The following is a 26,050-nucleotide window of genomic DNA, read 5'->3' on the forward strand; positions in this document are numbered from 1 at the left end:
GCGTTTGCCACTGTTGTGCCGGCCGGTCTTCTTGCCGACCTTGCGCCAGCCTCCACCGTCGGGGATCCGACCGAGCTTCTTGATGTCGACATGCACGAGTTCGCCCGGGGTGTCCTTGACGTAGTGGACGGGCTTGGGCTTGCGCACCGCCAGCCCGGTGGCCTGGTCCAGGTGATGCAGCAGCGGCATCCGATAGCGGGCCAGCACCCGCCCCACGGTCGAGCGGGGGATCCCCAGGTGATAGCTGATGCGGTGGGGACCCCAACGGCGGTTGAACCGCAGTGCAATGATGCGTCGCTCGCGCCTGGACGACAACCGGCCCGGACAATGGCCGGGCCGCGACGACCGGTCAATCAGTGCCAGCCCGGCACGATACCTGCCAGCCCACCGCGACGCGGTGGCCGGTGACACCTGGAACCGTTCAGCCGCTCGCCGCACCGTCCAATGGTCATCGACGATCAGTGAAGCAAGCCTGCGACGCCCCTCGGGCGTCAAGGGAGCGTTAGCGTGGGTCACGAAGGCCTCCGTGGAACGAAGTGAGTGTGGTAACCCACATCGTCCCGGAGGTCTTCGCTTACTTCACGCGTTCACAACCTCCCAGGGAAGAACACCTAGGAGATGCCCCAGGACTCAAGGGTCTCCTGGCCGATGACCTCCGGTCCGATGAACGCGACCGCGTCGAGCGTCCAGTGCGCGAGGATGAGGGGCCCGAGCCTGCCCGTGCGGTGGAACCACCATGCGAACACGATGCCCATGACGACGTTGCCGAGCGCCATCGGCCACCCCTGATAGAGGTGGTAGCAGCCGCGGAGCAGGGCCGATGCGGCGATCGCCGCCCACGGCGACCACCGCAGGTCCTTGAGCCGGGTGACGAGATACCCGACCGCGATGGTCTCCTCCATGACGCCAGCGACGGCCGCGGAGAACAGCAGGATGGTCGCCGTCCACCACGCGTCGGGCAGGCCCGAGGTGTCCACGCGGACCGTCTGGCCGATCGCGCGTCCGACGGCGTACAGGACCAGGCCGGGGATGCCGATGCAGGCGGCGAGCAGCACGCCGGAGCCGAGGTCCTTGAACCAGGCGCGGCCCGGGCCGGTGAGCCCCAGGCGCCGCAGGGCGCTCTTGCCACCGGCGCTCAGCAGGTACAGCACCAGCGCGACCGGCATCAGCAGGTAGAGCTGGCGCACGACCTGGAACGCGAGGTCGACGTAGTCGATCTCGGAGCGCGACGGGTTGATGGTGGTGACCTGGTTGCCGATGGCCGGCTCGGCGAGGTAGCGCTCGACGAGGCGCAGCGCCGCGGTGATGGCGTAGTAGCCAAGCGACAGGCCCAGCACGATGACGATCTCCGCGCGCGGGCGGCGACGGCTCGGCGTCGCGACGGTGGCGTCGGCGGGGCCCGCGGGCTCGGGAGCGTCGTCGGTACGGGGGCGGTCGTCCATGATCACGCCACCCTAACGATCCACCGCGCCGTCCCGTCCCCACCTCCCTCACCTCCGGCTCTCTGCAGGACGAGAATCTGCTCCCCAACGATCTGCCCCACCGCCCGCGTTGTGTGGGCGAGAATGCCAGCGAGGTGAGGGAGGCGCGCGTGGCGCGATGGGAGCCGGTGCTCGACGCGGTGATGCGCGAGCGTGGCGCGAGGCTGCTGGCCTACGCGCGCCTGCTCACGGGCGACGACGCCGAGGCGCAGGACGTGCTCCAGGACGCGTTGGTGCGCAGCTTCTCCCGCGGACGCGCCTTCGACGACGTCAACCGTGCGGAGGCCTACGTACGTCGCGCGATCCCGACGGTGTTCATCGACCGCCTGCGCAAGCGCGACGCCGCGGCGCGCGCCCACCGGCGCACCCGCGACCCCGAGCCGCATCGGCCCGACACGGCCGCGGTCCTCGACGTGCGCGACGCCCTGACCCGGCTCGCGCCTCGCGAGCGTGCGTGCATGGTGCTGCGCTTCTACGACGACCTGACCGTGCCCGCGATCGCCGCCCACCTGGGGCTCGCCGAGGGGACGGTCAAGCGCTACCTGGCAGACGCATCGGCCCGCATGGCCGTGCTGCTCGACACCCACGCCGATTGGGACGGCGACCACACCTCGGTGCCCGTGGAGGCGCCGGCGCAGAAGGGAGCACGATGATGGACGATCTGCGCGATCTGATGAGGGCCACGGTGACGGCCGATGCGGCTGCCACCAGGGGCGACGACCTCGCCGACGCTCTGGGCGGCGCGGTGCGCGGCCGGGTCCGCCGGCGCCGTGCGGCTCGGGCGGCCGGCATCGGCTCGATGGCGGCGGTGTCCGTGGGCGCGGTGGCGTTCGGCGCCGCCAAGGTCCCCACGCTGGTGGCGGAGCCGATCAGCGGAGGCCTCGTGCCGAGCGCGGGCGAGTGCGTCGACGGCTACTTCGCCGTCTCCGGCGCGGAGCTGTATGGCGCGTACGCGCCGGTCCCGGGAGCGTCCCCCACCACCCACGGCATCGACATCTCGGAGGTGCGCGCGGGCGAGACGTGGGTCATCTACGACGACGTCGCGCAGCAGCCGGCGGCTGAGTTCACGGTCCTGCCGGGCGGCAACGTCGAAGTCATCGAGACCAGCGGGGTGACCTACGAGATCGCGCCCAATGATGAGGGCCTCTACGTCTTCGAGGCGCCCGGCGGAGGATGGGTGACCTTCGAGGCGGGCTCCGACGTGGCGTTCGGCTTCGCCGGCGAGGCGCCCGAGCCCACCGAGATCTCGGCCTCCACCGAGGCGACCGCCCCGGGCACGGGCGTGCTGTGCGTCCCCACCACCACCCTCGAGGAGCGTCCCGACCTGGCGTCGACCGAGACCGCTCCGAAGCCGTCCGCCCTCGCGACGGCGAGCCCACCCGAGCGCGACCCTTCTCCCGCGCCGAGCGCGAGCATCGCGGCTGCGACCGCGACGACCCCGTACCAGTGCGGCTTCGCGTTCCCGAGCACGGCGCACGGCACCGGTCAGTGGCGCATCACGGGCACCGAGTGGCTCACCGCTGACGAGGCGGCGCAGGCTCTGACGGACAGCTTCGGCAGCGTCGACGCCGTGTGGGTCGGCGAGATTCGTCAGGACGTTCTCAGGATCGACGTCGACGGCACCCTGCTCACGGGCGGAGTTCCAGGGGAATCAGGGACGTTCGAGCCGGGGACGGGCGACTCCCTGCTCACGAGTCACGCGCCGTTCGAGTCCACGTCGATCTCCGTCGTCGGGGTGCGTTGGGGCGAGGTGGTGACGACTACCGACCCGCAGTACCCCGAGCGTCAGAAGGGGCTCATCGTCGACCGCGACGAGTCGGGCGCGGCGGCGCACGCGTGGCTCTTCGACCTCAGGGACCTGCAGGACTGCCCCGGCGAGGAACCCGAGAGCTTCGACCTCTACGCGGTGAGCGCGGCCGCAGCGGTGGACGCCGACGGCACGGTCACGGGACCGGTCTACTCGTGGCAGCGGATCGAGGGACCGTAGCCTGGAGGCCATGACCTCCGTCGTGTCGATCCGCCGCTATCCCGTGAAGTCGATGGGAGGCGAGTCGCTTGCCTCCGTCGAGGTGGACGCACGCGGCCTGGTGGGCGACCGCGCGTACGCGGTGCGCGACCACGACTCCCGTCTCGCGTCGGGCAAGAACACCAAGCGCATGGTGCGCCGCGACGGGATCTTCGCGTTCCGTGCGGCCACCCAGGCCGAGGGCGTCGTCGTCACCGGGCCCGGCGGGCGGCACGCGGTCGTGGGCGCGCCCCACCTCGACGCGTGGCTGTCCGATGCGCTCGCGGCCGACGTCGCCGTCGCCCCCGAGACTGACGTGCCGCACTTCGACGATGGCGCGATCTCGCTCATCGGCACCGCGACGCTCGCCTGGTGCGAGCGCGAGCTCGGCGTCGATGCGGATGCCCGGCGGCTGCGCGCGAACCTCGTCGTCGAGACGACCGAGCCCTTCGAGGAGGAGGGCTGGGAAGGCGAGGTGCGCATCGGCTCTGCTGTGCTGAGGACCGCGGGGCGCATCGAGCGCTGCCGCACCATCGACCTCGCTCAGGACGGGGTCGACACCACGACGAAGTGGCTCAAGGCGCTCGGCGCGGAGCGAGACCTGCGCGTCGCGGTCTACCTGGACGTGGTGACGCCTGGCCAGATCGCGGTGGGGGACCCGGTCCTCACCTGATCGCGAGCCCTGTGAGGTGCTGAGTGCACGGAAACGGCCCCGAGCGTGCCGTCAGCACCTCGTAGGAGCTGCCCGTAGGTCTGGCGGCACCGATGCTCGCGCTGGAAGGCACTGAGTGCCGTTTTCCCGCCGAAACCGGCACCCAATGCCTTCCAGGATGCCCGCGACGGGCCGATGCGCGGTCTGGCTCGGGAGGCGCGTTCAGCTGAGGTAGTCGCGCACCAGGGACTCGGCGAGACCCACGTACGTGCCGGGGGTGAGTGCCGCGAGCCGCTCCTTGGTCTCGTCGGGCAGCTCGAGCTCGCCGACGAAGGCCCGGATCGCTGCGGCATCGATGACGTGACCGCGGGTGAGGTCCTTGAGGCGCTCGTACGGGTTCTCCATGCCGGGGACGCCGGCGAGGGCGGCGGCGCGCATCGCGGACTGGATGGGCTCGGCGAGCACCTCCCACGACGCGTCGAGGTCGGCCGCGAGCGCCGCCTCGTTCACCGACAGCGCGCCGAGGCCGCGGCGGACGTTGTCGATCGCGAGCAGCGAGTGGCCGAACGCGACGCCGATGTTGCGCTGCGACGTCGAGTCCGTGAGGTCCCGCTGGAGGCGCGACGTGACGAGCGTGGCGCCCAGGGTGTCGAACAGCGCCGCCGAGATCTCGAGGTTCGCCTCGGCGTTCTCGAAGCGGATGGGGTTGATCTTGTGCGGCATCGCGGAGGAGCCGATCGCGCCGGCGACCGCAGCCTGCGCGAAGTAGCCCAGCGAGATGTAGGTCCACACATCCGTCGCCAAATTATGCAGAATGCGACCGAAGCGCGCGACGTCGGCGTAGAGCTCGGCCTGCCAGTCGTGGCTCTCGATCTGGGTGGTGAGCGGGTTCCACGTCAGGCCCAGTCCCTCGACGAACGTCCGCGACGCCGTCACCCAGTCGGTGCCGGGCACGGCGGCGGTGTGAGCGCCGAAGGTGCCGGTCGCGCCGTTGATCTTGCCCAGATACTCCTGCGCGCGCACGCGCGCGAGCTGGCGGCGGAGGCGGTGCGCGAGCACCGCGAGCTCCTTGCCCAGGGTGGTGGGGGTGGCGGTCTGGCCGTGGGTGCGCGACAGCATCGGCACGCCGGCCGTGGCCTGGGCGAGCTCCGCGATCTGCGCAGCGAGCGCCTCGGCGGCCGGTAGCCACACCTGCTCGACGGCGCCCTTGACCATGAGCGCGTAGGACAGGTTGTTGATGTCCTCGGAGGTGCACGCGAAGTGCACGAGCTCCGCGAGCGGCTCGAGGGTGCTGCCCTCGATGCGGCGCTTGATGTAGTACTCGACGGCCTTGACGTCGTGGACGGTGACCTTCTCGATCGCGGCATGCTCGCGGATGCCGTCGGCGTCGAAGTCTCGCGGGATGGCGCGCAGCAGGTCGGTCTCCGCGGCCGTCAGCTCGCGTGCGCCCGGCACGGCGGCGGTGGCGCACAGGTGGATGAACCACTCGACCTCGACGTGGAGGCGAGCGCGGTTGAGCGCCGGCTCCGACAGGTGGTCCACGAGGGCCGATGCGGCGGCCCGGTAGCGGCCGTCGAGCGGTCCGAGCGCCACGGCGGGCTCGAGCGCGGCGAACGAGGTCATGGAGGCGGGGTCCCAGGCGGTCACGGCGCCCATTGTTCCACGCCCCCAGGGCGCTCGCGGGTGGGCGTCGTCCACAGCGGCGCCGCCGTCAGCGACGGAGCTCGGAGCGCCTTCCTAGCGTCGAGCCATGACCGAGCCCGCGCCTCTCGCCGCCCCGATCCTGTACCTGCCGGTGCACCACCTCGCCCAGGCGGAGGCCTGCGTGGCCGATGCGCGCGCGGCCCTTGCGCGGGCGTCCGAGGTGACCTGGGTCTCGGCGGTCGGCGACCGGTATCGCGCCGAGCTCGCCCACCTCGAGGCGCGCGTGCACGCGCTCGCCGCCGCGATCGACCACGCCCGCGACCGGCTCACGCGCGCCCGCTGGGCGGCTCACGCGCACGGACAGCTGTGACCCAGCCCGACATCAGCGACGCGCCCCTGCGCCTCAACGTCTACGGCGGCGCGGGCGGCACGCAGGCCGTCACGGAGGACCTCAAGGCGGCCTCCCGCGTCCTCGGCGCATCCTCGGAGGACCTCGTCGAGGCAGGCCGCGCCCTGCTGCTCGCAGCCCTCGCGTTCGAGGACGCGCACCGGCTCGCGCTGCCCGAGGTCGCGCCGCACGTGTGGGACGCCCGCGAGGCCGCGGTCGAGGCGCGCGACGGCCCGCACGGGGCGGCGGTCCTCGCGCGGGAGGCGGAGGAGATCGGCGTCCGCGTCGGCGAGGTCGCCCGCATCCTCCTCGAGCGCGAGGACGCGGCCCGTTCCCACGTCCCGACCTTCGTGCACCTGGCCTGGACGCTGCGCGACGCCGTCGACACTCGGGTGTGGGTCACGCGCTCGGCGGCCGCGCTCGCCTGGAGCGCGAGCCCCCTCGGCATCATCGCCGGCGCGGTGGGCACGGACCCCGTGCGCGAGGCGCTCGCGCCCGACGACCCGGTCCCGACGGCGGGCTACTTCCACAAGAACGTCACCGAGCTGCTCGCCGTCACCCTGCGCCGGCGCGGGTGGTACGAGCCGATGCGCGAGCGCCTACGCGCCCTCACCCGGTGGGTCGACCACCTCGCCGGCGAGCCCGACCTCGTGGGCGTCGAGCCTCGCCCGCGCCCCGACGCCGACCCCGTGCGCTCGCTGGCGGACCTCGGCACCCTGCTCGCCGAGCTCGACGCGATCCACCCCCGCGAGGTCGCGGTCGACCGCGTGGTGCAGGCCGACGGCACGCTGGCGTGGATCGTCACCATCCCCGGCACCGCGGACACCGTGGGGGCCAACCCCGAGGAGTTCGACATCGAGGCGAACGTCGCGGCCGTGGCGGGTGACCCCTCGGAGGCCGGCGACGTGGTCCTGGCGGCCATGGCCGAGGCGGGCATCGCCCCGGGCGAGCCGGTGATGCTCGCAGGCCACTCCCAGGGCGGCATGCTCGCGGCCGACATCGCGCTCGCCGCGTCCGAGACGGGCAGGTACGACGTGAGGTCCGTGCTCACGATCGGTGCCCCAGCGGCGGCGATCGGCCACGCTCCGGACGTCCAGTACCTCCACCTCGAGAACGCGCCCGACCCGACGCCCGGCGCCGACGGCGCGCTCAACCCCCTCGGGCCCCACGTCACCGTGGTCGCCTTCGACAGCCGGGCCACCGAGGACCGCGCTCTCGCCGAGCGGTCCCGCACGATCGTCGGGGCGCACCACGCGACCACCTACGCCGCGGCGCTCGCGGCTGCCGACCGCCACCGCAGCGCGTCGCTGACCCACTGGAAGCAGCAGTCCGCGCCGTTCCTGTCAGGCGAGTCGACACGCACCCATTACGGGCAGCTGCACGAGCCCGCCGGAGGTCCCCCGGCCGGCGCCGGAGCGACGGCCTCAGCGGCGCAGCAGGTCGAGCCGTGCCGACCCGCGGGAGCCGTGGGCTCGCGCACCGCGGACCTGCCGCGGCTGGCCGAGCCTAGTCTCGGCGGGATCCCACCAGCGCGCCCATGATCGCCGTGGCGATCGAGATGACGAGCGCGGCGAAGAGGGTCTGCCAGAAGCCACCGATCGACAGGTTGACGAAGTCGACCTGCTCCGAGATCCACGCGGTGAGCCACAGGATGAACCAGTTGATCACCAGGGCGAACAGGCCCAGCGTCAGGATCGTGATGGGAAGCGCCAACACCTTCAGCACCGGCTTGACGATCGCGTTGAGCAGCGCGACGACGGCGCCGAGCGCCAGGAACGCGAGGACGCGCGTCCACCACTCCGCCTCGCCGCCGGTGACGGCCAGCTCGAGCGGCAGGAGCGTCGCGATCCAGATGGCCACGGCGGACACGATGACGTTGAGCAGGAACTTCATGGCGAGCAGTCTTCCACAACGCCGCGTGGCCCCGAAGGTGCCGGACGGCCGCGGCACCTGCCATCCTTGGGTGCATGGATCGACCCGCCGCCCGTCCCGAGCCCCGCCCCGCGGTGGCCGCCCTGCCGCGCTACGTCCCGGGCGCCCGCGGCGCCGCGGACGGCCCGCCGCCGGTGAAGCTGTCCTCGAACGAGAGCCCGTACCCGCCCCTGCCGTCGGTCGCGCAGGCCGTCGCGGCCGCGGGCGAGGTGGCCCACCGCTACCCCGACATGTTCGCGGTCGAGCTGCACGAGCGCATCGGCGCCTTCCTCGGCCTGAGCGCGGAGTCCGTCGCCGTGGGCGGAGGCTCGGTCGCGGCGCTCCACCACGTCCTCCAGGCCTACACCGGCGCCGGCGACGAGGTGATCTTCGCGTGGCGCAGCTTCGAGGCATACCCGATCCTCACGCAGGTGGCCGGGGCCACCGCCGTGCCCGTGCCGCTCACCGAGGACGGCCGCCACGACCTCGACGCGATGGCGGCCGCGATCACTGAGCGCACCAAGGTCATCCTGCTGTGCTCGCCCAACAACCCCACGGGCCCGACGCTGCGCACCGCCGAGGTCGAGGGCTTCCTCGCGCACGTGCCGAGCCGGGTGCTGGTGGTGCTCGACGAGGCGTACGTCGAGTTCGTCCGCGACCCCGACGTGATCGACGGGCGCGCGGCGCTCGACCGCCACCCGAACCTGCTCATCGCCCGCACCTTCTCGAAGGCGTACGGACTGGCCGGGCTTCGCGTCGGCTACGTCGCCGGCGACGCCGAACTCATCGCACCGGTCCGCTCGTGCGTCACCCCGTTCTCGGTGTCCGCGCCGGCCCAGACCGCGGCGATCGTCTCGCTCGACGCTCGCGACGAGCTGCTGGAGCGCGTCGAGGCCGTCGTCGCCGAGCGCGGACGGGTGGCCGATGCGCTCGCCGAGCTCGGGTGGACCGTCCCCGACCCGCAGGGCAACTTCGTGTGGCTCGCCGCGGGCGAGCGCACCGCCGAGATCGCCGCGGCCCTCGCCGCCGCGGAGCCCGCGGTGCTCGTGCGCCCGTTCGCCGGGGAAGGGATCCGGGTCACGATCGGCACCCGCGACGAGAACGACGCCATGCTCGCGGCGCTCGCGTCGCTCGGGGCGAACGCGAGCTGACGTGGTCGCAATTCTCGTTCTCGGGCACGCCGCTGGTAACGTGGTCGCGCCTGTGTCCCGCGGGAATCTCCGCTGAGGACCTGTTTCCAAGGAGACGTGTGACTTCCACCGACCTCGAGGCGCTGGCGAGCGAGAACGGCCTGGAGCGCGTCGGCGCTCGGCCGCCGCTGCACCGCTACCTCGCCGACGCCTGGCGTCGCCGCGACTTCGCGGCCACCCTCGCGCGCTACCGCCTGCAGGCGTCGATGTCCGAGAACCGCCTCGGCATGGGCTGGGTCGTGCTCCGGCCCATCCTCAACGCAGCGCTGTTCGGCACCATCTTCGGCATCATCATGCCCTCGGACACCAGGCCCGATAACTTCGTACCGTTCCTCGTCGTCGGCTTCTTCATCTTCGAGTACTTCTCGAAGAGCCTGTCCGGCGGCGCGAACTCGATCGTCGGCTCCAAGTCGCTGGTCAGAAGCCTGACGTTCCCGCGCATCCTGCTGCCGGTCGCGATCGTCATTCGGCAGTTCCTCGAGCTGATCCCCATGCTCATCGTGATGATGGTGATCCTCATCCTGCTGGGCGAGCCCATCACGTGGTGGTGGCTCATGCTGGTCCCCGTCATGCTGCTGATGACGATGTTCAACGCCGGCATCGCCCTCATCACCGCGCGCCTCACGGTGCACGTGCGGGACCTGTCGCAGATCATCCCGCTGGTGTCCCGCGTGGTCTTCTACACCTCGGGCATCTTCTTCGACCTCGAGCGCGTGCTCGCGGACCAGCCCGACCTGCTGATGCTCGCCCGCCTCAACCCGGTGCACGACTTCATCGCGCTGGTGCGCGGCTACATGGTCTCGGGCAACCCCATCGAGCCGTTCATGTGGTGGATCGCGATCGCCTCCGCCGTCGTGACCTTCACCTTCGGCATCGTGTACTTCTGGAAGGCCGAGGAGAGGTACGGACGTGACTGACACCGCGACCAGCCGCCCCACGGTGATCGTGGACGACCTCCACATCAAGTACAAGACCTTCGCCTCGGGCAAGGCCGCCAACTCCACCCGCGCGCTGCTGCAGCGTCAGCGCGGCGTGCGCGTCGTGCACGCGGTCAAGGGCGTGTCGTTCGTGGCCCGCGAGGGCGAGTCGATCGGCGTCATCGGCCACAACGGCTCGGGCAAGTCCAGCCTCATGCGCTCGATCGCGGGCCTGCAGCAGCCGGCGAGCGGCAGCGTGTACGCGTCGAGCCAGCCCGCCCTGCTGGGCGTCAACGCAGCCCTGCTGGGCGACCTGTCGGGCGGCAAGAACGTCATCCTCGGCTCCCTCGCGCTCGGCCACTCGCGCGCCGAGGCCGAGGAGAACTACCAGGAGATCGTGGACTTCTCCGGACTCGAGGAGTTCATCGACCTGCCGATGAAGACCTACTCCTCCGGCATGGCCGCGCGCCTGCGGTTCTCGATCGCCGTGTCGCGCGACCACCGCATCCTGCTGGTCGACGAGGCGCTCGCGGTGGGCGACAAGGAGTTCCGCGCCAAGTCCGAGGCCCGCATCCGCGAGCTGCGCGACCAGGCCGGAACGGTGTTCCTCGTGAGCCACTCGATGCGCTCGATCCTCGACACCTGCTCGCGGGTCATCTGGATCGATCACGGCAACCTCAAGATGGACGGCGACCCCCAGGAGGTCGTCGACGCGTACCAGGCGTCGAAGAACTGACTCGGTTGCAACCTACGGTTCCGTAGCCTACGCTGGCGTAAGTTAGCGAAGGCGGGTGTGCGCACCCGCGGAACCTGGAGGCCCCGTGGACACCACTGGTCCGCTCTCCTCCGATGGCCTCGTCCAGCTCCTCACCCCGAGCGGCGAGCGCATCGGCCACGAGCAGTTCGACGCCTACGCGTCCCATCTGACCGCTCACGACCTGCGCGCGTTCTGGCGCGACATGACGGTGCTGCGCGCGTTCGACATGGAGGCCACGAGCCTCCAGCGCCAGGGCGAGCTCGGGCTCTGGGTGCAGTCGTGGGGGCAGGAGGCAGCCCAGATCGGGTCGGGCCACGCCCTGCGCGAGCCCGACTTCGTCTTCCCCAGCTACCGCGAGCACGGCGTCGCGCTGACCCGGGACGTCGACCTGGTCGAGATCCTGCGGATCTTCCGCGGCCTGCAGCACGGCGCGTGGAACCCCGCCGACCACGGCTTCCACCTGTACTCGCTCGTCATCGGCACCCACGCGCTGCACGCCACCGGCTACGCCATGGCGATGGACCGCGACGGGCTGGTCGCCAGCGGCACCCCGGCCGCCGACGGCGCGGTGGTCGCGTACTTCGGCGACGGCGCCACCTCCCAGGGCGACGTCAGCGAGGCGATGGTGTTCGCCGCGGTGAACAACGCGCCCGTCGTGTTCTTCGTCCAGAACAACCAGTTCGCCATCTCCGAGCCCGCCACCCGCCAGTCGCGCGTGCCCATCGCGGACCGCGGCAAGGGCTTCGGCATCCCCTCGGTGCGCGTCGACGGCAACGACGTGATCGCGAGCCACGCCGTCACACGCTGGGCGCTCGAGCACGCGCGGTCGGGGCAGGGCCCCGTGCTCATCGAGGCCTTCACCTATCGGCGCGGGGCCCACACGACCTCGGACGACCCGACCCGCTACCGCTCCAAGGCGCAGGAGGAGTACTGGGCCGAGCGCGACCCGATCGCCCGCCTCGACGCCTATTTGACCAGCACCGGCGAGCTGACCGACGAGTTCCGGGCCCAGGTCGCCGCCGAGTGCAAGGCGCTCGGCGAGCGCACCCGCACCACGGTGCGCAGCTGGTCCAAGCCCGCCACCGCCACGATGTTCGACCACGTCTACGCCCTGCCCCACGCCACCGTGGAGGCCGAGAGGGCGTGGTTCGAGCGCTACGAGAGCTCCTTCGAGGACCTGGAGGCCGCACGATGACCGCCACGATCGAGCGGCCCTCAGCGGGCGCATCGGCCCTTCCGCCCGCCCCGACCACGCTCACGATGGCGGGCGCGATCAACGCCGGGCTGCGCGCGGCGATGGACCGCGACCCCAAGGTCCTGCTCATGGGCGAGGACATCGGCGCGCTCGGCGGCGTGTTCCGCGTCACCGACGGGCTCCACAAGGACTTCGGCGACGACCGCGTGATCGACACCCCGCTCGCGGAGTCCGGCATCGTCGGCACCGCGATCGGCATGGCGATGCGCGGCTACCGCTCCGTCATCGAGATCCAGTTCGACGGCTTCATCTTCCCGGCGTACGACCAGATCACCACCCAGCTCGCGAAGATGCACTACCGGTCGCAGGGCCAGATCACGCTGCCGATCGTCATCCGCGTGCCGTTCGCGGGCGGCATCGGCGCGGTCGAGCACCACTCCGAGAGCCCCGAGGCGCTGTTCGCGCACACGGCCGGCCTGCGCATCGTCTCCCCGGCGACGCCGCAGGACGCCTACGACCTCATCCAGCAGTCGATCGCGTGCCCCGACCCCGTCATGTTCTTCGAGCCCAAGGCCCGCTACTGGGACAAGGGCGAGGTCGACACCAGCCGCGTCACCGCCCAGCTCGACGCCGCCGACGGCGAGGCCGCCGGCACCGCGGAGATGGCTCGCGCCCGCGTCGCTCGCGAGGGCTCCGACCTCACGCTGGTCGCGTATGGCCCGACGGTGAGGCTCGCGCTCCAGGCCGCCGAGGTGGCCGCGAAGGACGGCGTCGACGCGGAGGTCATCGACCTGCGCTCGATCTCCCCGCTCGACTCCGACGCGGTGGTGCGCAGCGCCAAGCGCACCGGTCGCGTGGTCGTCGTGCACGAGGCCCCCACGAGCTTCGGCTCGGGCGCCGAGCTGTCCGCGCGCGTCACCGAGCAGGCCTTCTTCCACCTGCACGCGCCTGTGCTCCGCGTCGGCGGCTTCCACACGCCCTACCCTGGAGCCACGTTCGAGCACGACTACCTGCCCTCGCTCGATCGCGTCCTCGACGCGGTCGACCGGGTCATGCAGCACTAAGGAGCGCGCGTGCCCACCTTCCAGCAGTTCACCATGCCCGATGCGGGCGAGGGCCTCACCGAGGCGGACATCATCACGTGGATGGTGGGCCCCGGCGACACGGTCGAGGTCAACCAGCCCATCGTCGAGATCGAGACCGCGAAGTCCCTGGTCGAGCTCCCGTGCCCGTTCGACGGCGTCGTGTCCCGGCTGCTCGCCCAGGAGGGCGAGACGGTGGACGTGGGCGCGCCCATCCTCGAGGTGGACGTGGACCCGAACGGCGAGGCACCGGCGGAGCCCGCGCCGTCCGCGGACGCCGCGACCGCTCCCGCTGCTGCACCGGCTGCGGCGCCCGCGAGCCCTGCCCACGACGTTCCCGCACAGGACGCGCCCGTCCCCAGCGCCGATGCGGCCGCCGGGTCGAGCTCGGACGAGGGTTCGGGTGCGGTGCTCGTGGGGTACGGGGTGCGTGCCGGGTCCGCGCAGCGACGCCCGCGCAACGCCGATGCGCTCGAGCCCGTCGGCGGCGCGCAGGACCTGGGCGACTACCCGGTCCTCGCCAAGCCCCCGGTGCGCAAGCTGGCGCGCGACCTCGGCGTCGACCTCACCACCGTCACGCCTTCGGGCCCCGGCGGCCTGGTGACGCGCGAGGACGTCGAGCAGCATGTGAAGGCCACCGCGGCCCAGACGCTCGCCACCTACCCCGGCGACGACCAGCCGTGGCTCGAGACCGGCACGACCCAGGGCGACGGCCGCACCACGCGCGTGCCGGTGAAGTCGGTGCGCAAGCGCACGGCGGAGGCCATGGTGCAGTCCGCCTTCACCGCGCCCCACGTCACCGAGTTCCACACCGTCGACGTCACCGAGACCATGAACCTGGTCGCGAAGCTCAAGCAGGACCGCGACTTCCAGGACGTGCGCGTGACTCCGCTGCTGATCGTCGCGAAGGCGCTGCTGCTCGCGGTGCGCCGCCACCCGGAGATCAACGCCGCGTGGGACGAAGACGCGCAGGAGATCGTCTACAAGCACTACGTCAACCTCGGCATCGCCGCGTCCACGCCGCGCGGCCTCGTCGTGCCGAACATCAAGGACGCGCACCGCCTGCCGCTGCACGCGCTCGCGGTCGAGCTCCAGCACCTCACCGCCGAGGCGCGCGCGGGCAAGCTGCCTCCCGCCGCGATGACCGACGGCACGATCACCATCACGAACGTCGGCGCGCTCGGCATCGACACCGGAACCCCGATCCTCAACCCTGGCGAGGCCGCGATCCTCGCGTTCGGCGCCGTGCGCCAGCAGCCGTGGGTCCACGAGGGTGAGATCAAGGTCAGGTGGGTGACGCAGCTCGCGCTGAGCTTCGACCACCGCCTCGTCGACGGCGAGCTGGGCGCCCGCGTGCTGTACGACGTCGGCCGGGTCATGGAGGACCCGGCGCAGGGACTCGTCTGGGCGTGACCGGCTCCGGACCGGCGGAGGACCCGCCGGCCCTGGCCGTGCCCGTGCCCGCGACCGTCGACGGTCCGGTCGCGGTGCCCCGCGCGGGTGAACCGGCCCCGGAGGGTTCCGGCGACGCCGGCATCGGCCACGGCGCGCCGCCAGGCTCCAAGGGCCGCGTCGCGGTGCTGGGCTCGGCTCAGCTGGTCGCCGGCATCGGCGTCGCGTCGGCGGTGTCCGTGGGTGGCCTCCTGGCCGAGGCGATCTCGGGCACGGCCGCCTACGCGGGGTTGCCGCAGACCGGCAGCGTGCTCGGCGCAGCGCTCATGGCCGTCCCCCTCGCCCGTCTCGCGGGCCGCGCCGGACGCCGCCCCGCGCTCGCGCTGGGCTTCGCGCTCGCTGCGGTCGGCGCCGGGGTGGCGCTGACCTCGGCCGCCGTCGAGAGCCTCGTGCTGCTCGTGCTCGGCTGCCTGCTCGTGGGCGCCGGCATGGCCGCCGGCCTGCAGGCGCGTTTCGCCGCCACGGACGGCGTGGCCGACCGGCATCGCGGCGTGGTGCTGTCGATCGTGGTGTGGGCGAGCTCGATCGGCGCGATCCTGGGCCCCAACCTCATCGAGCCCGGCGCGGCGCTGGGGACGCGGCTCGGGATCCTGCCGCTCGGCGGCCCCTGGATCTTCGCGTGCGTGGCCCTGCTGATCGCGGCCGGCGTGGTGCTCGTGGGGCTGCGCGGGACGCGGCCCGCCACGCCGCCGGCGAAGAGGCGGATCCTCGACACCGTTCGCGCGACCTGGGCGCACCCGTCGGGACGGCTGGGCCTGGTCGCGATGGCCACGGGTCATGCCGTGATGGTGGGTGTCATGGCCATGAGCAGCGTCCACCTGCACGGCCACGGCTCAAGCCTGCGGTTCATCGGCCTCGTCATCAGCGCGCACGTGGCCGGGATGTATCTACTCGCTCCCGTGTTCGGCTGGCTCGCGGACCGCCGCGGAGCCGGCTGGGTGGTGGGGCTCGGCGCGGTGACGCTGCTGGTCGGGTGCGCGGGCACCGCGGCGTCCGGTTGGGTGGACGCCGGGCACGGCTCGCACCGCACCGCGGAGGCGCTCGCGACGGCGGGACTCGTCCTCATCGGCCTCGGCTGGTCCGCGGTGACCGTGGCGGCCGCGACGCTCATCGCGGTGCTGTCGCACCACGGCCGCGCCGCGCCCACGGACGTCCAGGGCGTCGCCGACCTCACCATGGGACTGGCGGGCGCGACCGCCGGGATCCTGTCGGGCGTCGCCCTCGCGGGTCTGGGCTACGCCGGGCTCTCCGCGGCGGGGGCGATCCTGCTCCTCCCGCTCGTCGCGCTGCTCGCGAGCGGAAGGCGCGCGCGACGGCGCGGTGACGCTGCCGGCGAGCCCGCGAAGGTCTAGCCTGGCCGCATCCGCGAGGAGGGGCCCATGTCCGAGCAGCCCGAGCACCGCACCAGCTGGATGCCCGACGCGCCCTCGGGCCTGCCGCCGGTGGACCCCCCGGAGCCCACCGCGCCGTCCGCGACGGCGCCGCCTGCCGCGCCCACGCCCGCGCCACGTCCCGCCTACGCGGCCGACGACGCCCCCGTCATCGGCAGGCGCGCGCACGTGGCGACGGGCCACCACCAGGAGCAACGCTGGGGCCCCGACCGCTCGCGCGAACGCAACGCCAGCGCCGTCATCGGCATCGCGCTGTCGGGCATCGGGCTGGCCTCGCTCGCCTCGTGGTTCGCCAGCATCCAGACGCCGCTGCTGCTCATCCTCGGCGCGGCCATCGGCGGCATCGTCATGGGGCTGCGCGGCTGGGCCTCCGCACGCAACGGGCTCGCGACCAACGGCGCCCTCGGCATGTGGGCGGCCGTCCTGGGAGGTCTGACCATCCTCGGCGTCATCGGCGTCTACGTGCTGGTCATCTTCGCCCTCAGCCAGTGGGTCTGACCGCGCCTCCCGAGCAGGTGCCGGCTCGGCGAACCCCGGACCTCGGCATCCGGGCCCGGGATGCGAGAGCATCGCTCCATGGCGCTCATCAACTGGTCGTCCGCGGACCGCACCGACCTCGCCCGGATCGCTGCCGAGGTGCTGAGCTGGGAGCGCTCGGTCCCTGACTCGCCGCTCTACAGCGCCTTCGCGCTGGGCATCGCCGAGGACCCCGACCTGCTGCGGCTGGTCGCCCGCATCGACAACGTGCCGCCCATGAACCTGCTGCTCGGGGCCGTCAAGCTCACCCTCAGCAGCGCCGATGCGCTCGCGGCCTGGTACCCGCACCTCACCTCGCAGGCGCGGCCGGCGGGTGACGCGGCGTTCGCGGCGTTCCGCGACCACGTGCTGTCACGGGCGGACGAGCTGCTCGCCATCGCGGCGACCCACCGCACCCAGACGAACGAGACCGCGAGGGCCGCGGTGCTGCTGCCGTGGATCCCCACCGAGGTGCCGGTCCACGCGATCGACCTGGGCGCATCGGCCGGGCTGAACCTGTGCCTGGACCGCTTCTCCTACGCCTACACGGGAGACCGTGCCGCCCGGCTCGGTCGCGGCGAGCCGCGCCTGGACTGCGAGGTGCACGGCGACATCGCGCTGCCAACTCGACTGCCGGAGCTCGCGAGCCGCACCGGCATCGACCTCTCCCCGATCGACGCGACCGACCCCGACGCCGCCGCGTGGCTCGAGGCGCTCGTCTGGCCGGAGCACCAGGACCGGCTCGAGCGCCTGCGCGCCGCGATCGAGGTGCGGCGGTCCGTGGACGTGCGCATGGTGGCGGGCGACGCCGCGACCGCGCTCGCCGACGTCGTCGCGGCGCTGCCGCCCGGCGCCGTGGTCATCTGGCACACCATCGCGCTGTACCAGGCGCCCCCGCCGGTGCTCGCGGACATAGACGCGGCCGTGGCGGCCGCCGCGCGTACGCGAGAGGTGGTGCGCATCGGGTTCGAGCCCGTCACGGCGGGGCAGGATCCGGAGATTCGCGTCGGCCCGGTCTTCGCCGATGCTCCGGTCGTCGCACGGGCGCATCCGCACGGCCGGTGGCTTCAGTCGGCGGCGTGACCGCCGATAAGGCAGGTAGGAGCAGTTTCGGGGCGGTTCGGCTACCGTGGCTCCTGGACGGCATTGCGCTGAGGGAGCCGGTGTCACAACATACGCGGGCAAGGGAGGGCACGTGACGGACGGTCGCGCGCAGTGGAGTTCAGGTCGACGGTGGACGGCGGGGCTCCTCGCGTTGCTGATGGCGGGCGCGACCACGGTCGTCGCCTCGACGTCAGCGTCCGCGGCGATCCAGGAGGCGGGCCTCTCGATCGAGAAGACCGGACCCTCCGGGGACGACCTCCCGCTCGAGCCTGGAGTGCCGTTCAACTACGTCGTCACCGTCCAGTGCTCGTACCCGATCCCCAACTCGGGCTGCTACGACGCCGTCATGACGGACACGATCCCCGAGCCGTTCGAGCTCGCAGGGACGCCCACCGTCGTGTCCGACGGCAACTCGGCGGACATCGAGACCAGCGGCAACGACGTGACCGTAACGTTCGACACCACGTTCCTCAACCCGACCGACCCGGGCTCCGGCATGCTGGGCGGAACCATCGCGACCATCACGATCCCGGTGGTGGTCCCCGATGACGTCGACTACGACTACGACGGCGACACCATCGTCAACGAGGCACAGTTCGACGCGTCGAACCCCGACACGGACCCCGTCTCCGACTCCCACGACGTCACGCTCGACGTGCCGCTCGTGGTGGACACCGACGTCACCAAGTCCTTCGCGCCTGACGAGTCGACGGCTCGCGAGGGCGAGCCGACGGTGATCTCCATCGAGGCCTCGAACCAGTCCGAGACCGGGGTCGACTCGCTCGTCATCACCGATCCCGCGCCCGGCTCTGGCAGCACGACGTTCGACTACCTCGCGCTCGACTCGATCACGGTGACCGACATCCCCGCGGGCGCGGACGAGATGACGGTGTACGTCGACACGGGCAGTGGCATGGAGCCGGTGGGCGCAGCCATCGACGTGAACCCGCCGGACACGCCGTACGTGATCTCCCTCGCGGGCGTTGACCTCGAGTCCGTGGTGGGCATCCAGATCGAGTTCACGGACACCGACGGCTCCCACATCGAGGAAGGCGCCACCGCCGGCGTCGACGTCGGCATGGTGCAGCGCGACCCGGGCGAGCTCACCGACAACGTGACGGTGGAGAACACCGCCGGCTCAGAGGTGAGCCGCGACGATGTGCCGGCAACGGACACCGGCGACGCGACCTACGACATCACCACCAACATCCCCTCCGTCACCGCGGACAAGAGCTTCACGCCGAACCAGGTGCTCCACGGCGACTCCTCGACGGCCACCATCACCGCGGGCGTCGCCGAGCCGCTCGACGTCGACACCCTCACCGTCACCGAGCCCACCAACACGGTGTTCTCGGACGCGATGAGCTTCGAGGGCTTCGTCAACCCCATCACCTTCCCCGAAGGTGCGGAGCAGGCCACGATCACCTACGACGCGGGCGGCACCTTCGGGCCGTTCACCCCGGGCCAGGACGTGCCGCTTCCCGCGGACCTCGACGCGGTCGAGTCCTTCTCGATCACGTTCGAGGACACCAACGGATCCGGCATCGTCGCCGGCGGCACTCCGGCGTCGATCCCCTTCACGGTCGGCACCGACCCGAACGACACCGCCGAGGTGACCCCCCTGCCCAACGAGACCACGGTCACGGGCACCACCTCGGACGGCGTCAACGGTGTCGCGACGGGTGACGACACGCTGTACGCGTTCGAGGAGCACATCGACTCGACCACGTCCAAGTCGATCTCGCCCAGCACGATCACCGGATGGGACAACGAGTGGATCGTCATGCAGCTCTCGGGAGGCACCGCAGGTGCTCCCGACGGCGGAAGCACGGACGACCCCTACTCGTCGATCCCGTCCCAGCAGATCGTCATCAGCGACCCCGCGAACCCCGACCCGGACAACCCCGATCCGTTCTGGGAGGCGTTCCACCCGACCCAACTCGTGGACATCAACATCCCGGCGAACGCCTCGCTCACGGTGAACTACTGGGACGGCGACGAGTGGGTGTACCTCGTGGGTCCCATCGACGGCGCCACCACGTACTCCGTCAACATCGACGACCTGCCTGACCCGGCTCCCACCCCTGAGGAGATCGGCGGCCTGCAGTTCCAGTACGACTACACCGGCTTGGACGGTGCCGGATTCCCGCCCGGCGAGACGTTCCAGCCGAACGTGGTGATGAACTTCGACCGCGACAACGCGGACACGTCGGCCTGGGACAGCGATCTTCCCGCGCAGTTCACCAACTGCGTGACGGCCTCGGCCAATGACGGTGGGGAGACCTCCTCCGGAGACGCCCCGCCGGCGTGCGACGACGTGAACGTGCTGGAGCCGGACCCGGACGGCTCAGGGCCCACGATGGACAAGAGGTTCGTCAACCCCGACGGCTCGGAGGATCCGAGCATCCCCGCTCGGTCGCACCAGACGACGACGGCTCGGCTGCAGTGGTCGACCGGCGGCACCTCGGGCGTGGAGGCCCTCACGCTCTCCGACGAGGCCGGCGCTCCTGTGACGCCGCTGACGAGCTCCTTCTACGACGAGTTCGACCTGATCCAGGTCGGTCCCATCACCGCGACGTCGGATCCGCTCATGCAGTACGACGCGGTGGACGCGGTGCTGATCTCGGACGGCACGACGTGGACCGCGATCGGCCCCTGTGGCGAGCTCGATGGTGCATACGTGGACGCCTGCGCCGGCACGCTGCCGGCGATCGAGCTGAGTCCCGAGCAGCAGGCCAGCACGGTCGGCGTCCAGGTCGTGTACGTCGAGTACGAGGAGGCTCGTGGAGCCGTGACGGCTCCGCCGGTCGGCTCGGGCGTCGCTCGCTCGAGCGCCGAGGACGGCCGAACCCTCGACCTCACCTTCCGCGTGCGCGACTGGCTGCGCTCGAGCCCCGACCCGCTGGTGCCTGTCGACGGACTCGAGGTCTACAACGTCGCCGGCGAGAACGGCGTGGTGCGCGACGTCGCGTCGGCATCCTCCGAGTACGCGACGGGCGACCCGGTCACCGTCACCGACGGCACCGAGATCGTCATCACGAGCCCGGACCTCGCGGTCGCCACCACGAAGACCTGGGACGGCTCCCCGGTGGGCATCCCGCCGCTCGCGACTGCGCTCTCGGACTACCCGACGACCGGCGTCCGGCTCACCGTGCGGAACGACACCTCCATCGTGTACGTGGATGAGCTCCGCCTCACCGATCGCCCCACGTTGGGCCGTCCCGACGACGACCCCGAGTTGCTCATGCCTGACGTCTTCGACCTCGCGGCGATCCAGGCGATCACGATGCCCGCGGGCGCGGACTCGTTCACGCTGACGCTCTTCGACGACGCGGGCGACGTCCACCTGCAGACGTCGGATGTCGCGGTGGCACGCGCCTGGAGCCCCACCGAGCTCGCGCCGGTGGTCGGGCTCGAGCTGGTGTTCCACGGCCGGAGCGAGCCGAGCGACGGATCGGGCAACCCGACCACGGCCGGCATCGCGCCGCAGGCCGTCGGCGGCATCACCATGATCGAGCGGCTGCGCGCCGTCGACCGGTACCGCGCTCCCCAGGGCGTGCGGGGCGACGACTACGAGGGTGAGCTCGTGCACAACACGGCGACCGGTGTGGTCGACGACGCGGGCCGCAACCCCGCGGTCGACGGCGAGCCGCCTTCGCAGGACGCCTCGGCTGAGGTGATGCTGGACCTCTTCGAGATCTCGATGCAGGTCACCAAGCAGTTCGGACCACTCGAGGGCCCCTCCGGCGGCACCTACCTCGAGGTCGAGCCCAACCGCGAGCCGTTCCTCATGACCCTGTCGGGCCAGCCCACCGAGGGAGCCCGGCCCAGGGTGATGGACGTGTCGGACCTCGACCGCACCTTCTGGAACGCCTACGAGTTCGTCGAGGTCGACGACGAGGCGTTCGTGCTGCAGCCGCCCATCGAGCAGGTGGAGATGTGGGTGTGCACCGGCGAGACCCTCACCGCGGACGATGCGGGGGTCATCTCCGGCGGCTGCCTGCGCGCCGCGAACCCCCTCAACAACACGGTCGACTACTCCGGAACGCTCCAGCTCGCAGGAGACGGCACCAACCCCTTCGCGCTGCCGACGGGAGTCGCGCCCGAGGACGTGCTCGGCGTGCTGTTCCGGTTCTCCAGCGACTCCGCGTGGGAGGACCCCTGGAACCCCTTCCAGACCATCCCGATCGTCGTGCAGCGACGCGAGGAGATGGTGACGGGAGGGCCGCCGCCCACGGACCTGTCCGGCAACGATCCCGCCCCGGGCGAGGACCTGCCCGGCGTCTGGGTCAACACCGTGCAGGGCGCCATCACGGCGTACCTGGACGCGGGCGGCCCGCAGAGCGAGGGCGTCAACGCGATCGCCGACGACGACGACGCGGTCGTCATCTACCGGCACTCGGTGACCGCCGCCAACGTGGTCAAGACGCCGGACACCGAGTCGGAGGAAGGCGCGTCGCCGCTCAACCTCACCGGGCCGACCGAGTTCACGCTGGAGTTCGAGAACACCGGCGACACCCCCATCTTCAACCCGGTGTTCACGGACGAGATCCCCTCCGACGGAGAGGGCACCCTGCTGTTCGTGGACCCGGAGCCGGCGCTCAGCGGAGACAGCCCGTACGGCTTCGACCGCGCGGACACCGGAGAGGACCTGCCCGTCGGGTGGAGCGAGCTTCCCGAGGACGAGTCGCTCATCACCGTCACCCCAGACCCGGCACCCGAGGGTACGACGGAGATCTCCTTCTCCTTCCCGGACGGTTACGCGCTCGGAGTCGGCGACACCTACACCATCACCATCTTGATGTACCCGCGTGCCGGCCTGTCGCCCGACGCGACAATCATCAACAACGCGGTGATCGAGGGCGACCGGCCCTTCGACTACTGCGGTCCGGGACCGTACGACCCGCTGACGCCCGGAATCCTCGACACCTGCGAGGGAGACGCCACCAACTCGGTGGCGGCCGGCGGAGCGCTCCGCTCGGGCAAGTTCGTCCGCGCGGGCACCGAGGACGAGCCCGACGACTCGCTCGGAGAGATCAACACGCTCGACCCGAGCGCGGAGTGCGAGCCCTACGACGGCACCTTCAACGACGGCTTCTTCGCACTGCCGTGTGTGCCGCGGACCGCTCCCGGCCAGACCGAGACCTGGCGCCTGGTGCTGCGCAACACGGGCAACGTTCCCCTGAGCCAGATCATCGCGGTCGACCGGTTCCCCGACGTGGGCGACGGCACCGCGCTGAACCCGGACTTCCCGCGCGGTTCCCAGTGGGCGCCGGTGCTCACGAGCCCGATCTCCGGCTCGGGAGGCAACGAGTCCGCAGTCCTCACGGTGTACGTCACCGAGGATCCGGAGCCGTGCACCGAGGTCATCGAGCACTCCGGAGACTGTGGGGGATCGTGGACCCTGCTCGAGGACTGGTCGGGCGATCCGGCCGACCTCACCGGTTCCATGTACATCGCGGACTTCCCGGAGGGTCAGGAGCTCGAGCCGACCGACGTCGTCTGGATCGACGTCGAGACCACGACGCCTGCGACTGCTCCCGAGCTGACCGACCCGGCGACCGCGACGGCCGATCCGATCGCGTGGAACACCGTCGCGACGTCCGCGACCACGGACGACGGGACGAACCTGCTCGCCACCGAGGGCAACGCCGCGGGCGTGGCGCTCGCGACCGGAGCGATCGAGTTGAACAAGGAGGTGACTGGCGACGGCGCTCCGGACTTCGCGCCTGACGAGTTCGAGGTCACCGTGGTGTGCACCTCGCTCGGCGAGGAGGTCTACCGCAACACGTTCGACGTCGACCTCACCGTGGACCCGAGCGTGCTCGTGGACAACTTGCCGTACCAGGCGGAGTGCACCCTCGAGGAGGCTGACTTCGGTCAGTACACCGTCACCCTCGACCCGGAGACGGTGGTCGTGCCCGACGGCTCCGTCGCGCCGGCGACCATCACCATCACCAACGACTACCCGCTCGCCTCGCTGCGGCTCACCAAGAGGGTGATCGGCGACGGCGGCGGCACCACGGTCGACCCCGACCTCGCGGGTCCGTTCCAGATCGCCGTCCTGTGCCGCTACCTCGGAGACTTCGTCGTCGCGGACGCCGCGACCGGCGTCACCAACCCCGATGCCTTCCCCAACCTCATGGTGGTGTCGCTGGGCCACGAGGACTCGATCGTCCTCACAGGCCTTCCGGCAGGCGCCGAGTGCGTCGCGGGCGAGATCGACCCGCTGGACGCGAACCGGGTGGGCGTCGCATGGGACGCCGGTGGCGTCACAGGCGCGAACGTCTACGACGCCGACGAGTCCCCGCTGGTGTCGGACATCTTCACCCTGGTTCCGGATGACCCGCAGGGCGATGAGCCCCCCGCCACGCAGAACGACGTGCTGGTGGTGAACCAGTACGCCGAGGGCAGCATCCAGCTGCTGAAGGTCGTCGACGGTCCCGCCGGCGACGAGCACCTCGACGACACCTTCACCGTCGACGTCTACTGCACCTTCCAGCCCACGTCGCCCGAGGACGCCGAGCCGGTCGTGTCGTACGACGGCCCGGTCGACCTCACCCCGGGGGTGCCGGTGAGCATCGACGGCATCCTGGTCGGCTCGGAGTGCACCGTCACCGAGAGCGTCACCAACGGCGCGGACCAGTGGACCTTCGACCCCGCGACCGACCCCGCCAACCCCGACTCCGGGTTCGTCGTGGTCGACAACGACACCGAGGCGGTCGACGTCACGGTGACCAACCGCTTCGAGGCCCTCGTGGATCTCGACGTCACCAAGATCGTCGACGACACGCCCCTCAACGACGGCCAGGGCGGCATCCCCGAGGTGGGTCCGTTCGAGGTGACGGTCACGTGCATCTACGCCGAGGACACGCCCTACGAGCGCGAGATCCTCGCGGCCGGGTACACCTCGAGTCCGATGACCTTCGAGCTCATGGACGGCGACGTGCAGGTGCTCGAGGACATGCCCACGGGCACGGTGTGCACGGTGGAGGAGGTCGAGACCGCCGGCGCCATCGGCACGACGGTCGAGGCGGAGAACGCGGACGCCACCACCGGCGCCGTGGATGGCACGGAAACCGAGATCGTTCTGACGGAGGACGGCCCGCTCGGCGGCACCACCAACCACGTGACGTTCGTCAACGAGTTCCCGGTGGGCTCGCTCACGCTCGCGAAGGAGCTCACGGGCGACGGAGTCGCGGACCGCGGAGCCGGACCGTTCACGCTCCACGTCGAGTGCACCTCGCCGACGTTCGGCGTCGACACCTGGTCCGGCGACGTGATCCTCGGAGGCACCGAGCCGCTCACCGCGACCATCGAAGGCATCTTGGCGCCGTCGCTGTGCACGGTGACGGAGACCGACGACGGCGGCGCGGACGCCGTGTTCTTCTCGCCCGCGCTTCCGGGAGCACGCCAGAGCACGGTGCTCGTCACAGCCGACGCCCAGGCGCCGGTGACGGTCACGGTGACCAACCACTTCGAGCCGCTCGCCTCGCTCGAGGTCACCAAGGTCGTCGAGGAGACGGTCGCCGACCAGAACGGCCAGGTCCCCGACCTCGGCCCGTACGTGGTGGCCGTGGAGTGCATCTACGACCCGGGCGGCCCCAACGAGCACGAGGTCTACGCCGACGGCCACGGCCTGCTGCGGCCCATGGTCGCGCTGCTCGACGACGGCGAGACCGTGGTCTACACGGGCATCCCCGCGACGTCGGTGTGCACCGTCACCGAGCTCATCGACGGCGGCGCCGCGTCGAGCACGGTCACGGTGGCGAACGCCGATGGTGCGGGCGAGCCGGTCGACGGCACCGAGGGCGCTGTCGCGATCACGCCGAACGACGACGCGGACGAGGCGACCACCTTCGTGGTCGTGACGAACGCGTACGAGCCCGGCTCGCTGACCATCGAGAAGCAGCTCGCCGGCGATCCCGAGGCCTACGCCGACGCCGGCCCGTTCACCTTCTCGGTGGCGTGCACGTTCGCGCAGCCGGGCCGCGGCGCGGCTCCCACGTACACCGCGGACGTCGTGCTCGGAGGGGACGAGCCGCTGAGCGCTGGCATCGACGGCATCGTCGCGGGCTCCGAGTGCCTCATCACCGAGACCGATTCGGGAGACGCCGACGCCGTCACGATGACGCCCGCAGGCCCGGAGGCCGGCACGGCGCTCGTGACGATCGCCGCCGGCACCTCCGTGATGGTCACGGCCGTGAACACCTACGACGCGGTCCTGCCGCTGACGGGCTTCGACGGCTGGTGGATCGCGGTGATCGCGGGCGTGCTGCTGGTGCTCGGCGTGGTGCTGGTCGTCGTGAGGCGTCGCGGCAAGGAGTGAGCACCGGTGCGGTGTCGCGGGGAACGCCCCGCGACA

General features: G+C 71.5%; 19 protein-coding genes. 15 read left to right on the plus strand and 4 right to left on the minus strand.

The window, feature by feature from the left end; genetic code table 11:
* A partial coding sequence (locus B7K25_RS04445; RefSeq protein WP_144018843.1) for a helix-turn-helix domain-containing protein occupies window positions 1–516 on the minus strand: 516 nt, incomplete at its 3' end.
* A gap of 95 nt (window positions 517–611) precedes the next feature.
* Window positions 612–1,442 (minus strand): CPBP family intramembrane glutamic endopeptidase, encoded by an 831-nt coding sequence (locus B7K25_RS04450; protein WP_084104870.1) that lies wholly within the window; start codon window positions 1,440–1,442, stop codon window positions 612–614.
* A 149-nt stretch (window positions 1,443–1,591) separates the two neighbouring features.
* Here B7K25_RS04450 and B7K25_RS04455 point away from each other — a divergent pair, with 149 nt between their 5' ends.
* The 3 genes from B7K25_RS04455 to B7K25_RS04465 are packed head-to-tail and all read left to right on the plus strand — an operon-like array spanning window position 1,592 to window position 4,159.
* Entirely contained in the window at window positions 1,592–2,134 is a 543-nt protein-coding gene (locus tag B7K25_RS04455) for a sigma-70 family RNA polymerase sigma factor (RefSeq protein WP_084104538.1), read from the plus strand.
* Window positions 2,134–3,468, plus strand: coding sequence for a hypothetical protein (locus tag B7K25_RS04460; RefSeq protein ID WP_084104539.1), 1,335 nt, complete (start codon window positions 2,134–2,136; stop codon window positions 3,466–3,468). Before B7K25_RS04455 ends, B7K25_RS04460 begins: the two co-directional genes overlap by 1 nt.
* Before the next feature lie 10 nt (window positions 3,469–3,478).
* Window positions 3,479–4,159, plus strand: coding sequence for an MOSC domain-containing protein (locus B7K25_RS04465; protein ID WP_084104540.1), 681 nt, complete (start codon window positions 3,479–3,481; stop codon window positions 4,157–4,159).
* Between the two features lie 201 nt (window positions 4,160–4,360).
* Here B7K25_RS04465 and purB read toward each other — a convergent pair whose 3' ends face one another.
* Entirely contained in the window at window positions 4,361–5,794 is a 1,434-nt protein-coding gene (purB, locus tag B7K25_RS04470) for an adenylosuccinate lyase (RefSeq protein WP_144018844.1), read from the minus strand.
* A gap of 94 nt (window positions 5,795–5,888) precedes the next feature.
* On the opposite strand from purB, the gene B7K25_RS04475 reads away from it, so the two are divergent.
* Window positions 5,889–6,152 (plus strand): hypothetical protein, encoded by a 264-nt coding sequence (locus tag B7K25_RS04475; RefSeq protein ID WP_084104541.1) that lies wholly within the window; start codon window positions 5,889–5,891, stop codon window positions 6,150–6,152.
* The gene (locus B7K25_RS04480) at window positions 6,149–7,711 is read left to right on the plus strand and encodes a hypothetical protein (RefSeq protein WP_084104542.1); all 1,563 of its coding nucleotides are present in this window, start codon (window positions 6,149–6,151) and stop codon (window positions 7,709–7,711) included. The genes B7K25_RS04475 and B7K25_RS04480 overlap by 4 nt, the downstream gene beginning before the upstream one ends.
* On the opposite strand, the gene B7K25_RS04485 is transcribed toward B7K25_RS04480, so the two are convergent.
* Window positions 7,677–8,063, minus strand: a complete 387-nt coding sequence (locus B7K25_RS04485; RefSeq protein WP_084104543.1) for a phage holin family protein — start codon at window positions 8,061–8,063, stop codon at window positions 7,677–7,679. The genes B7K25_RS04480 and B7K25_RS04485 overlap by 35 nt on opposite strands.
* 74 nt (window positions 8,064–8,137) lie before the next feature.
* On the opposite strand from B7K25_RS04485, the gene hisC reads away from it, so the two are divergent.
* From hisC to B7K25_RS04535, 10 genes are all read left to right on the plus strand, one after another.
* A complete protein-coding gene (gene hisC, locus B7K25_RS04490) occupies window positions 8,138–9,232 on the plus strand; it encodes a histidinol-phosphate transaminase (protein ID WP_084104544.1) in 1,095 nt (364 codons plus the stop codon).
* Between the two features lie 98 nt (window positions 9,233–9,330).
* Entirely contained in the window at window positions 9,331–10,188 is an 858-nt protein-coding gene (locus B7K25_RS04495; protein WP_084104545.1) for an ABC transporter permease, read from the plus strand.
* Window positions 10,181–10,924, plus strand: a complete 744-nt coding sequence (locus B7K25_RS04500) for an ABC transporter ATP-binding protein (RefSeq protein ID WP_084104546.1) — start codon at window positions 10,181–10,183, stop codon at window positions 10,922–10,924. The genes B7K25_RS04495 and B7K25_RS04500 overlap by 8 nt, the downstream gene beginning before the upstream one ends.
* A gap of 85 nt (window positions 10,925–11,009) precedes the next feature.
* The gene (locus B7K25_RS04505) at window positions 11,010–12,140 is read left to right on the plus strand and encodes a thiamine pyrophosphate-dependent dehydrogenase E1 component subunit alpha (protein ID WP_084104547.1); all 1,131 of its coding nucleotides are present in this window, start codon (window positions 11,010–11,012) and stop codon (window positions 12,138–12,140) included.
* Entirely contained in the window at window positions 12,137–13,204 is a 1,068-nt protein-coding gene (locus B7K25_RS04510; protein WP_084104548.1) for an alpha-ketoacid dehydrogenase subunit beta, read from the plus strand. Before B7K25_RS04505 ends, B7K25_RS04510 begins: the two co-directional genes overlap by 4 nt.
* 9 nt (window positions 13,205–13,213) lie before the next feature.
* Window positions 13,214–14,635 (plus strand): dihydrolipoamide acetyltransferase family protein, encoded by a 1,422-nt coding sequence (locus B7K25_RS04515; protein WP_200807846.1) that lies wholly within the window; start codon window positions 13,214–13,216, stop codon window positions 14,633–14,635.
* Window positions 14,632–16,026, plus strand: coding sequence for an MFS transporter (locus tag B7K25_RS04520; protein WP_200807847.1), 1,395 nt, complete (start codon window positions 14,632–14,634; stop codon window positions 16,024–16,026). The genes B7K25_RS04515 and B7K25_RS04520 overlap by 4 nt, the downstream gene beginning before the upstream one ends.
* A gap of 27 nt (window positions 16,027–16,053) precedes the next feature.
* Entirely contained in the window at window positions 16,054–16,563 is a 510-nt protein-coding gene (locus B7K25_RS04525; RefSeq protein WP_084104549.1) for a hypothetical protein, read from the plus strand.
* A 78-nt stretch (window positions 16,564–16,641) separates the two neighbouring features.
* Window positions 16,642–17,664 carry a DUF2332 domain-containing protein gene (locus tag B7K25_RS04530; RefSeq protein ID WP_159450112.1) on the plus strand — a complete coding sequence of 341 codons (1,023 nt, stop codon included), beginning with the start codon at window positions 16,642–16,644 and terminating at the stop codon, window positions 17,662–17,664.
* 112 nt (window positions 17,665–17,776) lie between these two features.
* Window positions 17,777–26,014: a DUF5979 domain-containing protein gene (locus B7K25_RS04535; protein WP_144018845.1), complete on the plus strand. Its 8,238-nt coding sequence runs from the start codon at window positions 17,777–17,779 to the stop codon at window positions 26,012–26,014.
* Window positions 26,015–26,050 lie beyond the last annotated feature (36 nt).

The organism is Demequina sp. NBRC 110056 (assembly GCF_002090155.1).
Classification (GTDB): domain Bacteria; phylum Actinomycetota; class Actinomycetes; order Actinomycetales; family Demequinaceae; genus Demequina.